This is a genomic window from Cohnella rhizoplanae (assembly GCF_948329515.1).
GTDB lineage: Bacteria > Bacillota > Bacilli > Paenibacillales > Paenibacillaceae > Cohnella > Cohnella rhizoplanae.
This window is the reverse complement of the sequence record NZ_CAOJCN010000007.1, coordinates 15101-28478: the sequence shown is the minus strand read 5'-3', so window position 1 is coordinate 28478 and position 13378 is coordinate 15101. Positions and strand designations below refer to the sequence as shown.

Annotated in this window: 8 protein-coding genes; 7 read left to right on the top strand and 1 reads right to left on the bottom strand. The window is 59.4% G+C overall.

Going from position 1 to position 13378, the window contains the following annotated elements; all coding sequences use genetic code 11:
• Window positions 1-25: 25 nt before the first annotated feature.
• The 7 genes from PQG80_RS12880 to PQG80_RS12850 all read left to right on the top strand — a co-directional run bounded on the left by PQG80_RS12880 (window position 26) and on the right by PQG80_RS12850 (window position 12395).
• Window positions 26-1810 (top strand): type 2 periplasmic-binding domain-containing protein, encoded by a 1785-nt coding sequence (locus PQG80_RS12880; RefSeq protein WP_271751772.1) that lies wholly within the window; start codon window positions 26-28, stop codon window positions 1808-1810.
• 110 nt (window positions 1811-1920) lie between these two features.
• Entirely contained in the window at window positions 1921-3465 is a 1545-nt protein-coding gene (locus PQG80_RS12875; RefSeq protein ID WP_271751771.1) for a carboxylesterase/lipase family protein, read from the top strand.
• Between the two features lie 21 nt (window positions 3466-3486).
• Window positions 3487-5688 carry a hypothetical protein gene (locus tag PQG80_RS12870; protein WP_271751770.1) on the top strand — a complete coding sequence of 734 codons (2202 nt, stop codon included), beginning with the start codon at window positions 3487-3489 and terminating at the stop codon, window positions 5686-5688.
• A 30-nt stretch (window positions 5689-5718) separates the two neighbouring features.
• Window positions 5719-7134, top strand: coding sequence for a family 43 glycosylhydrolase (locus PQG80_RS12865; RefSeq protein WP_271751769.1), 1416 nt, complete (start codon window positions 5719-5721; stop codon window positions 7132-7134).
• Between the two features lie 85 nt (window positions 7135-7219).
• Window positions 7220-8953: an extracellular solute-binding protein gene (locus PQG80_RS12860; RefSeq protein ID WP_271751768.1), complete on the top strand. Its 1734-nt coding sequence runs from the start codon at window positions 7220-7222 to the stop codon at window positions 8951-8953.
• Between the two features lie 60 nt (window positions 8954-9013).
• Window positions 9014-10783: a sensor histidine kinase gene (locus PQG80_RS12855; RefSeq protein WP_271751767.1), complete on the top strand. Its 1770-nt coding sequence runs from the start codon at window positions 9014-9016 to the stop codon at window positions 10781-10783.
• Window positions 10758-12395 (top strand): response regulator transcription factor, encoded by a 1638-nt coding sequence (locus PQG80_RS12850; RefSeq protein WP_271751766.1) that lies wholly within the window; start codon window positions 10758-10760, stop codon window positions 12393-12395. Before PQG80_RS12855 ends, PQG80_RS12850 begins: the two co-directional genes overlap by 26 nt.
• A gap of 26 nt (window positions 12396-12421) precedes the next feature.
• Here the strand turns inward: PQG80_RS12850 and PQG80_RS12845 are convergent, their stop codons facing one another.
• Window positions 12422-13291, bottom strand: a complete 870-nt coding sequence (locus tag PQG80_RS12845) for a helix-turn-helix domain-containing protein (protein WP_271751765.1) — start codon at window positions 13289-13291, stop codon at window positions 12422-12424.
• Window positions 13292-13378 lie beyond the last annotated feature (87 nt).

Here is a 13378-nt window from a genome sequence, read left to right as displayed (position 1 = left end):
TAATTTGATCAAACGGGGGTTTCCAATGAGTAAAAACATGAAAGTCGTCCGAAAATCGATGGCCGTATCGTTGACGGGCCTGTTCCTCGCATCGGCAGCGTTGACCGGGTGCAGCGACGGGTCCAAGAATGCCTCCTCATCCGCTGCGCCGTCCGGCGCGAGCGCCGGCGCATCCCAAGCCGCGGGTTCGATCGATCACAGCAAGCCGCTCACCATCACCGTGTTCGACAATGCCGCCAACTATCAAGGCGAGCAGACGGGGTGGTACGGCAAGCTCGTCAAGGATAAGTTCAATATTACCCTGAACATTCTCGCGCCGCAGGTCGCCGGCGATCAGCTGTACAAGACCCGCACGGCTGCGGGCGATCTGGGAGATCTCCTGATCGTCGACAACAGTCAGCTGGAAGAGCTGATCCCGGCCGGTCTCGTACTGGATTTGACCGATAAGCTTAAGTCTACGAAGTACCTGTCCCAATACGTGGACAACCATTTCAAGCCGTTTAACGCAGGCTTCGACAAGGTCAATCCGGAAGGCAAGATCTACGGCTTGCCGACGTTCGAAGCGGACACGTCGCCGACGACGTTCTCGGAAGAGATCCCCTACTCCAGCCCGATCATGCCCTGGGATTACTACAAGGGCGTCGGAGCGCCCAAGCTGAACAATCTGGACGATCTGCTGAACGTGCTGAAGCAAATGCAGGAGAAATATCCGAAGACGCCGGACGGCAAGCCGATCGTGCCGATCTCCCTATGGAAGGACTGGGACGGCGGCAGCATGGAGAACGTACGGTGGGTCAGCGGCTGGTACGGCTTCGAGCAGCCGGACGGAACGTCGACGATCCAGCTTAATGCCAAAGGCGACATCGTTCCGCTCGTCGACGACAACAGCATGTACAAGAAGATTCTGCAATTCTATTTTAAAGCCAATCAAATGGGACTGATCGACCCCGACTCGCCGACGCAGGATTGGAACAAAGTGTCGGAGAAGCTGACCAACAAGCAGGTGCTCCTCCTGTGGTACTCCTGGCAGCGAGGCTTCTACAATTCCATCGAGCGCGGCAAAAACGGAGACGGCAACGTCGCGATCCCGATCGCCGACACCCATATCATTCAGAGCAGCGACGCCTATTACGGCAACGGAAGAGTGTTCGCGATCGGCAAGAAGGCCAAAGATCCCGAACGCATCATGGAATTCATGGATTGGCTCGTCTCCCCGGAAGGTCTGCGCTACTACGTAAACGGCTTCGAGGGCTTCAACTACGAGAAGACGGCCGACGGCAAGTTCCAGCTGACCGAAGTGGGACAGACAGCCTTCCAGAAAAATACGCCCGTGCCGGACGAGTACGGCGGCGGCGGCTACCAGGACGGGCAGAGCAAGCTCAACACGATGATCATGAGCGATTTTACCTTTGATCCGGACACCAAGGAGTTCTATAACAGCAACTACTGGAGCGCGACGATCGAAGCGAACAAGACGGCGCTGACGACGGACTGGCAGAAGACGTACAATGCCGAGAACGCGACGGACTACTACCTGAAGAACAATATGATCGACATCGTGCCGAATATCAACACAAGTCTCGGAACCGATTCCTCGGACATTAAGAACAAGCGCAGCCAGATCTCGGACTACGTGAAGAACACCTCCTGGAAGATGGTCTTCGCGAAAAACCAAGCGGAGTTCGACCAGCTGTGGACGAAGCTGCAGAAGGATGTAGTCGGCCTGGGCTGGAAGGACGTCTTGGCCGCGGATACCGTCAAGGCGCAGAAGATCGTAAAAATGCGTGCCGACGCGTCGGCCGGCAAGTAATGAAGTAAGGTACGCCAAATAATTCCGAGAGGGGGGATATGTATGGTTCATCATATATATCCCTTCTTTTCCGTGTAATCTTCGGTGTCCAACAAGGAGGGGGAGCGTGCATGCTTCGAGTCGTAAACGTAGAGAACGGCGCGGTACAGGGCCTGCCGGCGGCGGATCCCCGGATCGCGAGCTTCAAAGGGATTCCGTTCGCCGCGCCGCCCGTAGGCGACAACCGCTGGCGCGCACCGCAGCCAGCCCAAGATTGGGAAGGCGTACGCCAGGCGTACGCGTTCGCTCCGGTCCCGATGCAGGTGCGCCAAGAAATCGACGAGAACAACATCTACACCCGGGAATGGGCCGTGGAGCCGGATATCGCCATGAGCGAGGATTGCCTTTATCTGAATGTATGGACGCCGGCCAAGCATGCCGACGAGAAGCTGCCTGTGTTCGTTTGGTATTTCGGCGGAGGGCTGCAGGTCGGGCATACGGCCGAAATGGAGTTCGACGGCGAACGCATCGCGCGCAGGGGGATCGTGGTCGTCACGGTCAGCTATCGGCTGAACGCGTTCGGATTCCTGTGCCATCCCGAGATTACGGCGGAAGCGCCGGAAGCGCCCGCCAACTTCGGCCATCTCGACCAACAAGCCGCTACGCGATGGGTGAAGCGCAATATTGCGGCGTTCGGCGGCGATCCCGACAACCTGACCATCGGCGGGCAATCGGCCGGGGGCGGGAGCGTCATGAATCAGCTCGCCTCGCCGCAGAACGAGGGGCTTTTCCAGCGAGCGATCGTGCAGAGCGGCGTATTCACGCAGCTGTACCCGGGGAGCGGTACGCCCAAGTTTCTGCGCGATCTGGCGTCGGCCGAGCAGGACGGCGTCCGATTCTTCGAAGCGCTCGGCGCGTCCTCGCTTGCCGAAGCACGCAAGCTCGATGCGGCGTATGTGCGCGACAAGTACCTGGCGTCCCATGCATTCTGGGGCACCGTCATCGATGGCCGGTTTAACGTTGGCGACGCATTCGACTTGTTCCTGCAGAACAAGCGCAGGCCGGTGCCGGTACTGTTCGGCCATACCTCCTCGGAATTTTTCAGCGTTCCGGAGGTCGATACGCTAGACGAATTAAAGGCGCTGGCTGCCGATTTGTTCGGAGACGATGCCGGAACGTTTCTGTCGCTTTGCGGCGCGCATTCGGACGGCTTGGACGACGCCGTGAAGAAGGCTTCGGCGAGCGGCATCGAATACGCGATCCGTGTTGCCGGCCGTGCCAATGCCGAGACCGGCGCCCATCTCCCGCTCTATTACTACAACTTCGACGCGGACATCCCCGGTTGGGACAATCCGGGAACTTTCCATTCGGTGGATCTTTGGTTTTTCTTCGAAACCCTCGCCAAGTGCTGGCGTCCGTTCGTCGGCAAGCATTACGACCTCGCCCGGCAGATGTGCCAGTACTGGGCGAACTTTATCCGCAGCGGTGATCCGAACGGCCAGGACTTGACGGGAGAGGACCTGCCGCGTTGGGAGACTTATACGCCGGAGGCGCCGTTCGGCATGCGCTTCGCGGACAAGGCCGAGTTGGCCAGCGAGCGGCCAGACGAGCTCATGGCGTTCCTCGTGCGGCAATACTTCAAGAAAAATCCGCTGCATTCGTATTCGAACGAATAGTTGTACAAAGGGGGGGATGTCATGAGACTGGCATGCGGCAATTACAACTTGCTATTCGAAAAGGGCGGCGTCGAGGTTCGTAAAAACGGCCGGCTTCTCTATGCCAACAAGCGGCCGATGTACGTGACGGTAAAGACCGCGTTTGCCGTCAGCGAGTTTTACGACTGCGCTTACGCCGACATCTCCGCTTCCGGCGGGAAGATCGTAGCCCGGGGCACGTTAACCGTGCCTTCGGGCTCGGCTTTTGCCTTCACGGATGTGTACGAAACCGCAGGCGCAGGGTTCAAGGCGAGCCGGAACGTCAAGGTGCTGAAGGCGGGAGACGACCTTGGATTTTCCACGAAGGTGTCTTTGACGATGGCAGAATCGGATGACGTCCGCGACTACAACTGCTTCGCGCCCGGCGTCTGGTACAAGCAGAACGAATTCGCGCCCGATTCCGCGATGGGAAAAGATTGGGACAACGAATACTTCTGGCGAATGGAGACCCGGTACGCCCTGCCGCTGTTCGCCATGCAGCACATCGCGTCGGGAGAGGCTGCGGCGCTGTCCCGCTGGGCCGCGGACGCCACCTTGCCGACGACGGATATCGTGAGGTCGGAGAATATCACGGACCCGAAATGTACCGTCGGCGCCATCGGCATGAGCAGGCCGAAGAGCGAGACGCTGAACTATATGTATTACGGATATGGCATACGCAAGGAACTCGAGACGGAGACGGCCGGCCTGTCGATCGATTACGTGTATCCAGGCTGCGACGGCCAACTGCCCGTCAACAATCCGTATGCAGGCCTGGATTACCGGGAAAAGCCGAAAGCGTTCCAGCGCATGAACCATCCCGTAGCGGCCGGCTTCGAGCAAAATTATGCCGTCGCCATCCATTTAGACCATTACGTCGGCGGCTTCCAGCCGATGATGAGGGAAATGTGGCGCGTCACGTACGACCGGCTGCGCGACAAGCTGTTCGAAGTGGATAACGAGCGTCACTACCGCAACGGCATGAACATCCTGAACCGGTATACGCGCGCCTACGGCGATTCGTACGGATTGCCCTTTGCCTGCCAACTGCCCGACATGGATATCTCGAGCGTCTCCTTCCAGTTCGGCTTTGTAGGCCAGCAGCCGGGCATCGGCTATCAGCTGCTCCGATACGGCGACAAAGAGAACGTGCCCGAAGCCTACGAGAAAGGCGTGGGCGTGATCGATTTCTGGGCGAGGACGGCCATGACCGAATCCGGCCTGCCGCGGATGTGCTACAATCCGACGCTCCAGGGGTTCGAGCCATATCCGCACTATATCCGAATGCTGGCCGACGGCGTCGAGGCCATCTTGGACGCCTATCTTTATATGCGCGGCAAAGGCGACGAACGGCCGGCATGGCTGGCGTTCTGCCAACGGACGGCCGATTGGCTCGTAGGCGTACAGAACGAAGACGGCAGCTACTATAGGGCGTACCACGCGGACAGCTCGATCCGCATGGACTCGAGATCCAATACGCCCAGCGTGATCCGGTTTCTCGTCCAATTCTATCTCGTGTCCGGAGATGAACGCTATAAAACCGCCGCGCTCCGGGCCGGCCAGTGGTCCTACGACCATAATTACCGGAACCTGGAGTACCGGGGCGGCACCTGCGACAACGCGGATATCCAGGATAAAGAGGCCGGCATCTACGCGCTGTTCGGGTTCCTTGCCCTGTACGATCTGACCGGCGAGGCGCGGTGGCTCGAAGGCGCGATCGGCGCCGCCGACTATACCGAGACGTGGACCTACGCCTGGACGTTTCCCGTTCGCGCCCCCTGGCCGAAGCATCCGTTCAACCACTTTTCCATTAGCGGTCAGAGCATCATCACGATCGGCGGCGGCGCCGACGTGTATATGGCGGCCTGCTCGTACACGTACTACAGGCTGTATGTCATTACGGGCGACGAGCACTATCTCGACTTCGCCGAGTTTATCCATAACAACACCAGACAGTCCACCGACGCCGACGGCAGCATCGGATACGCGATGCCGGGCCTGGGGCACGAGAGCGGCAACTTCGCGAGCCAAACGCTGCAGAGCCACTACCACTGGCTGCCCTGGTGCACCTATGTGGAAGTCGACCCTTCGTCCAGATTGTACGACACGTTCGGCGGCTATGAGATCTCGGACGCGCAGAAGCTACTTCCGGAGGAGCGGGCGAAGCGAAACCGCATCTACGACGCATTCATGAAGAAGGCTTGATAAACAGATCGGTTAGGAGCGAGCAATAAGATGAAGAAACAAGGCTTGAACCCTTATCTGCCGTCCTGGGAATACATTCCCGACGGCGAACCTTATGTTTTTAACGGCCGAGTATACGTATACGGCTCGCATGACCGGTACAACGGACATGCGTATTGCTTGAACGATTATGTATGCTGGTCCGCGCCGGAGGATGATCTGGCCGACTGGCGGTATGAAGGCGTGATCTACGAGAAAACGGACGATCCGCTGAATCCGGACGGCGCCATGTGTCTGTACGCGCCGGACGTCACGGTCGGCCCGGACGGGCGATATTATCTGTACTACGTGCTGGATAAAGTATCCGTCGTATCGGTCGCGGTCTGCGATACGCCGGCGGGCAAGTACTCGTTCTACGGCTATGTCCGGTATGCCGACGGCACGCGCCTGGGCGAGAGAACGGGCGACGAGCCGCAATTCGATCCGGCGGTGTTGACGGAGGGGGACAAGGTCTATCTGTACACGGGCTTCTGCGCGCCCGGCGATCGTTCCCGGCACGGCGCCATGGCGACGGTGCTGGGTTCGGATATGCTCACCATTATGGAAGCGCCTGTATTCGTCGCGCCAAGCGAGCCCTACAGCGGCGGAAGCGGCTTCGAAGGCCATGCCTTTTTCGAGGCGCCCTCCATCAGAAAAATAGGCGATACGTATTACTTGATCTACTCTTCGGTCGTCATGCATGAGCTGTGCTACGCGACGAGTCGATCCCCGACCCGCGATTTCGTCTATCAGGGCGTCATCGTCAGCAATAACGATCTTCATATCGATACCTACAAGCCGGCGGATAAGCCCATGTATTATGGAGGCAATAACCACGGCGGCATCGTTGAAATGGGCGGGAAACGGTACATTTTCTATCACCGGCATACGAACGGAACGAACTTCAGCAGGCAGGGCTGCATGGAGCCGATCGAGTTCCGGGAGGACGGCACGATCGTCCAGGCGGAGATGACCTCCTGCGGTCCGAACGGAGGACCGCTCGATGGACGGGGCGAATATCCCGCATACCTGGCCTGCAACCTGTTCTGCCAAGACGAAGCGCCGTATACGGGCGCTCCCGGCGAATGGATGGACAGCCGCTTCCCGAAGATCGCCCAAGACGGGAAGGACGGGGACGAGGAAGCCGGCTATATCGCCAACATGAGGGAGACAGCGACGGCAGGCTTCAAGTACTTCCGCTGCGAGGGAATCCGGACGGTCCGGATTAAGGTGCGGGGCTACTGCCGCGGCGCTTTCGAGGTGAAGACGTCATGGGACGGCCCTTCGCTCGGCAGCATTCCGGTCGACTTTACGAACGTATGGAAAGAGTACGCGGCGGAGATCGACATTCCGGACGGCGTTCAGGCGCTTTACTTTACGTATACGGGCATAGGCGGCGCAAGCTTGGCTTCGTTTACGCTGGAATAACCTTGCCGGTTGTCCGGTTCTGACCGCTCGCCTATAATGAGAGCGTAACCATGGCGGCAGCAAAGCTCATGAAGAGGGGACGGCTATGAAAAGAGGCAAGGCTCATTCCATGCTGGCTTTGGGTTCGGCCGCGCTGCTCATGGCCGCGTTAGCAGCATGCGACGGCAACGGCAGCAACGAGGGCAAAGGCGGCGGCAGCGCGGGCGCGAGCCCTGCCGGCCCCCGCTCATCGGGCGCGTCCCCGGCAGCGGCGGCGGGTCCGCTCGGCATGTACGACCCGCCGATCGAGATCACGACCGTGCGCAATCTGAGCGACATCGTCGAGAACAACGTCCTGGGCGTCCTGAAGGACGAGAACTTCGCGGATAACCGGTGGACCCGGCTCTACCTGGACCGGCTGGGCATTAAGATCAAGTACAACTGGGTCGTCAAAGGAAACGATACATCGGAACCCTATATACAGAAAGTGAACGTGATGCTGTCTTCGGGCGACCTTCCCGACATTATCCCGGTCAACGCCACCCAACTCAAGCAGCTCGCGGACTCGGGGCAGATCGAGGACATGACGGATCTATACGAGAAGTACGCCTCTCCTGATCTCAAGGAGATCCTCGCCGAGGAGGGCTCGGGACCGTTCGACTCCGCGACGTTCGGCGGTAGGCTGATGGCCATTCCGCAGACCGGCTCCTCGATCGAGCAGGCGCAGTTCGTCTGGATCCGCACGGACTGGCTGGACAAGTTAGGCCTCCGGCCGCCCACAACGACGCAAGACGTCCTGGCCATCTCCAAAGCGTTCGCGGAGCGGGATCCGGACGGCAATCGCAAGAAGGACACGTACGGCCTCGCCGTCACGAAGGATCTGTGGGGAGGATCGATGGGGCTGGAGGGCTTTGCGGCCGGCTACGGCGCTTTTCCGAATATATGGCTGGAGGACTCGGCGGGCAAGCTGGCGTACGGCAGCGTACAGCCGGAAATGAAGAAGGCGCTGCTCGCCCTGCAAGCCATGTACAAAAACGGCGAGCTGGACGAAGAGTTCGGCGTCAAAGAAGGCACCAAGGTATCGGAAGTCATCGCAAGCGGTAAAATCGGGATGGAGTACGGCCAGCAATGGAATTCGATCTGGCCGCTGCAATTGAATAAAAACGAGGAACCGAACGCGCAGTGGCGCGCTTTCCCGATCGTGTCGGAATCCGGCGATCCCCCGAAGGTGCCGCTCAAGTTCAGCACGACGAAGTTTTTTGCCGTACGCAAGGGCGCCCCGCATCCCGAGGCCGTCATCAAGCTGTTCAACATGCACGTCGAGAAGAACTGGGGGGAGACCCAGGATAGCGCGTACTATTATGCGCCGGCGGATGCGGAGAGCGTATGGCAGCTGTCCTTGGTCCAACCCGCGCCGACGAAGAAAAACCTGGAGCTGTTCCGGACGTTGGACGAAGTGCGCAGGACCGGGGACAAGCCCAAGCTGACGGGCGAAGCGAAGGCGATCCAGCAGAAGCTTGACGCCTATGCGACCGGCTCCAAGGAAGGATTCGCGCTCTGGGGCTGGGAGCGCATCTACGGACCCGAAGGCGCGGAGGGCGTCGTCGATCAATACGACAAAAGCCATCAGTTTTTATTCGATAAATTCGAAGGCGCGCCGACGGCGACGATGGTGGAACGGCAAACGACGCTGGAGAAAATGCAAAACGAAGTATTCGTCAGAATCATCCTCGGCGCGCCGATCCAGGAATTCGACAAGTTCGTTCAGGATTGGAACAAGCTTGGCGGCGAGCAGATTACGAAGGAAGTCAACGACTATTACGCAAGCGTAAAGGGATAAGTTCGAATCGACCGGGACAAGTTCGAATCGACTAGACAGAGTAGGGGCTGAATACGCATCATGTTCAAATCGCCGATGTTCTCGATTCGCAACACCCTGTTTCTTCGCTTGATCTTTACGTTTCTGCTTATTCTGACGCCTCTGATCATCCTGGGCGTCTATCTCTATCAATGGTCGATTCACACGGCGAGAGAGGATATCGCCAAGACGGCGGCCTCCCAGACCGCCTTCTACCTGACCGATCTAGAGAACGAGATCGAGAGAATCAAGCTGCTGCAGTTCGGCTTGCTCGAAGACGAGGACCTGAACAAGCTGACGCTTCTCTGGAACCGGATGGGGGTCATCGAGAAGACCGACAAGGTCAACTCGCTGCGCAACCGGCTCTATCTCGTGCAGAACAGCAGCAAGTATATCAAAGAGGTCAGCGTCTATATTAATCCCATCGGGCGGATCATATCGTCCGTCGACGGCGTCAGTCCGCTCGACGAGACGCTTTATGAAGCCGTTCTCACCGTTTACGGCAGCCGGAACACCCGGATCAACGCGTGGCGGAACGGGCTGTACCTCAGCGCGGCGAAGCCGAGCGGGAGCCCGAAGGGGCAGCCTCTATTCATCGTCGAGATCGAGCTGGACCAGCAGAAGCTGACGGAGGCATTGGCCCAGTTCAACACCTATGCCGGCAGCGGCACGCTGCTCCTATCGGCGAACGGCGGGATTCGGCTGGCGAGCGGTTCCGTCGCGTCGTTCCTGGACGAAGCTTCCGCCTACGTCATGCAGCGGCAGGCTTCCGACGATTATGGCAAGGCCAGAGCGTTCGGAGGGCAATCGTACTATACCATCTACGCAGCTTCGGACAAGCTGGATACGGCGATCTACCGTTTTATTCCGTCCCAGGTCATCCGCAAGCCGCTGGACAAGTTTTACAGATGGGCCTGGCTTTTTGCGGCTGCGGCGCTCGTGATCGTCGCCATCTATGCGATGTCGACCTACAAGTTCATTCACAAACCGCTGCTGCGGCTCGTCAAGAGCTTCCGCCGCGTCGAGAACGGCGATCTGGAGCAGATGATCACGCACACGTCCAAGGATGAATTCGGCTATCTGTACAGCCGGTTCAATCAGATGGTGGCCAACCTGCGGTCCTTGATCGACCAGGCTTACCGGCAGAAGCTAATGGCGCAGCGCTCAGAGCTGAAGCAGCTTCAATCGCAGATCAATCCGCATTTTCTGTTCAACAGCTTGTTTATCCTGAACACCATGGCCCGTACGGGAGACGTGGAACGGGTCGAGCAATTTACGATCCAGCTCGGCGAATATTTTCGCTTCGTGACCCGCAGCGCTTCCGACGAGATCTCGCTCGCGCAGGAGATTCATCATGCGCGCACGTATACCGACATCCAGCTTCTCCGCTTCTCCCGGCGTATCCGGGCGCGGTTCGAGGATCTGCCGGCGGCAGCCTCGGCGGCGGTAGTGCCGCGGCTGATCGTGCAGCCGATCATCGAGAACGCCTTCGAGCACAGCCTCGAGCGCAAAGAGGAGGGCGGGCTGATCGTCGTTCGCTTCGAGCGCGAGGACGGCGAGTTCCGGATCGTCGTCGAAGATAACGGTGGAGAGCTGTCCGAAGAGAAGCTGGGCGAACTGACGAGGGCGCTGGCCATCCGGGACGACGGCGCGGAGACGACCGGAATGGTCAATATTCATCGCCGATTGGCGATTACGTTCGGAGAGCGGGGCGGCGTCCGCGTCGCCCGAAGCGCGCTCGGCGGACTTCAAGCGACGCTATACTTTCCATGGGAGGGGCTAGCCGATGTACCGATTGCTGATCGTCGATGACGAAGAGATGATTACCGACGGCCTGTACGAGACATTGAACGGTTGCGACCTGGGTCTGGATCTGTGCAAAGCCTACTCCGGCAGGGAGGCGCTCCAGTGGCTGCAGCGTACGCGGGTGGACATCGTGCTGTCGGATATCCGGATGCCGGGGATCGACGGGATGCAGCTCCTGTCCATGATCGGACGGAACTGGCCGCACTGCCGCGTCATATTCCTGACCGGCTACAGCGACTTCGACGCCGTATATCAGGCGATTCAAACGCCCGGCGTTCAATACCTGCTCAAAAGCGAAGGGTACCCCAAGGTCATTCAAGCCGTCGGCGCGGCGGTGGCGGAACTCGACGACAGCTTGCGGCGCAACGAGCTGGTCCGCCAGGCGCAGGAGAAACTGAACACGCTGGAGATTCTGGCGCGCGGCGAGTACTTCCGCCATCTGCTGCACGGGGCGAAAACGGCGCAGAATCTCAACGAGGATTTTCGCAAGCTGAACCTTCCGCTCGATAGCGAACGGCCGGTTTATATGGCGCAGGCGGATCTATCCCTTATCGATCTCTCTCCAGCCTCGACTGCAATGCCGTCTTATGCCGTTCGGCAGGAATCGGCGCTGGCCGTGACGCTGCTCGCCGAGAGCCTTCTGTCCCCGCAGGCCCGCAGCCTTGGCATCATCGACCGCTTCGGCGATCCGGTCTGGCTCATCCAGCCGTTCGCCGAACGGGAGGAAGGGAGCGGCATATCGGCAGGTACGCCTGAAGGGACCTACTTGGAGGGCCAATTCGAACTCATCCAGCAAGCATGCCTGGAAAGCCTCGGCCTCTCCGTCGCCATCACGCTGGGAGACCGGCCTTGCGACTTGAAGAAGCTGTCCTCGTTCTACGATAAGATCAAGCGGCAACGGCAAAGAAGGACCGGGGACGGCGCCCTGATGGTGCAGACGGCGATCCTGGATGCGATGGACGGCTCGTGTTCGCCGGAGCGTTCGCCGCGGGACAAATCGGACGCGCTCGCCGCTCACCTGGATGCGGGAAGACGCGACGAATACCTCTTGCTTTATAACGAGCTGACCGATCACGCGCGGGACAGCTCCGCCCCGTACTTGCTGGAGCTGTACTACACGACGTCGCTTGTCTTGTTATCCTACATCAACCGCTGGGAGCTGGAGGACCAGGTCGCGGGCGCCTCCGCTCTCATGCGCCGCGACGAATTCTCATCGTGGGAGGAGGCGTTCTCTTTTCTTCGCGCGACCGCGGAGACGCTATTCGAACTGAGACGATCCGGCGAGCGGAATCGCGCGGCCGAAGCGATCTCGAAGGTTCGGGCTTATATCGAAGAGCATCTGGACGAGGACTTGTCGTTGGTCCGGCTCGCGGGCTACATCCATTTTAATCCTTCTTATCTTTCGAGGCTCTTTAAGCAAGAGAGCGGCATCAATCTATCCGAGTATATCGAAGCCGCCCGCATCGAGCGGGCCAAGCGGCTGCTGCGGAACGACGAACTCAAGGTGCTGGAGATCGGCATTCGGGTCGGCTACGAGGCTTCCCAGTCGTTCACCCGGTTTTTCAAAAAAGCGACCGGAGTGACGCCGCAGGAATACCGGGAGGCGGCGAGAACATAACGAGCCCGTCCGCCGCGAGCAAGAGTTCAATTCCCGGTCCCCCGCCTATAAGCCGCCGGCGTCCGGCCGACGATGCGCTTGAACAGCCGGTGAAAGTGCGGCAGGCTCTCGAAGCCGCATTCGGCCGCGATCAGCGCGACGTTGTGACCGGTCTCGAGCAGCATCCGCTTGGCCTTGACGATGCGCTTGGCCGCGATGAAGCCGGTGACGTTCATGCCTGTCAGCTGCTTGAATACCCGGCTGAAGTGCGCCGGGCTGACGGACGCCCGCTTGCACAGCTCATGCAGCCCGATCTCCTCCGCGTAGCGCTCGTCGATGTACAGCAGCGCGTCCCGCATCCAGACCGGTCCGACCGCCGGCGGCGGGACCGTCTCCGCAAGTCCCCCCGTACCCAGTTCCCGGTTGATAGACAGCAGGATCCGTTGCACGAGCAAGGCCACGGCATGCCGGTAGCCGTGCGCCGCGGCGCTCAGCTCCGCATCGACCTCGCGCAAGCACCGCTCGATCGTATCCTGCAGCGCCGCGCTGCTATGAATATGATGCGTCCGGTTCATCCGACTCCAGTCGAAGCACTGCATATAGGAGAACGCCTCGCCCAGCGAAGGCTGCGGCAGCAGGGCGGGATTGAAAAAGACGGCGGTCGACGTGACGGGATCCTGCGCGTCGGGCAAGGCCCGGTGGATCGTATTGCCCGGTATGACGAACAAGCTGCCCGCTCGCATGTCGTAGAAGGTTCTGTCGATAAAAAAAGTGCCCTGGCCGCCGTGAACGTAGACGATCTCGTGCCAGTCGTGCAGATGATCGGGCAGCTCGCGTTGCTTGGTCTTGGTGTCCCTGTATACGAACGAAAAAGGAAACGCGGGCGGAACGTTAAATTGCTTGTGAATCGGCTTCATCCGCACGGCCCCCGTATTCGGCGATTTGTATTCAAAATATCAAAAAAAGCTATAAATACGCAAGCCGAAGCAATTTAAGGTTTCATT

Excerpts from the sequence above, each read along its gene's own strand:
- PQG80_RS12880 (WP_271751772.1), top strand. The coding sequence starts at position 26 with ATGAGTAAAAACATGAAAGTCGTCCGAAAATCGATGGCCGTATCGTTG.
- PQG80_RS12875 (WP_271751771.1), top strand. The coding sequence starts at position 1,921 with ATGCTTCGAGTCGTAAACGTAGAGAACGGCGCGGTACAGGGCCTGCCG.
- PQG80_RS12870 (WP_271751770.1), top strand. The coding sequence starts at position 3,487 with ATGAGACTGGCATGCGGCAATTACAACTTGCTATTCGAAAAGGGCGGC.
- PQG80_RS12865 (WP_271751769.1), top strand. The coding sequence starts at position 5,719 with ATGAAGAAACAAGGCTTGAACCCTTATCTGCCGTCCTGGGAATACATT.
- PQG80_RS12860 (WP_271751768.1), top strand. The coding sequence starts at position 7,220 with ATGAAAAGAGGCAAGGCTCATTCCATGCTGGCTTTGGGTTCGGCCGCG.
- PQG80_RS12855 (WP_271751767.1), top strand. The coding sequence starts at position 9,014 with ATGTTCAAATCGCCGATGTTCTCGATTCGCAACACCCTGTTTCTTCGC.
- PQG80_RS12850 (WP_271751766.1), top strand. The coding sequence starts at position 10,758 with ATGTACCGATTGCTGATCGTCGATGACGAAGAGATGATTACCGACGGC.
- PQG80_RS12845 (WP_271751765.1), bottom strand. The coding sequence starts at position 13,291 with ATGAAGCCGATTCACAAGCAATTTAACGTTCCGCCCGCGTTTCCTTTT.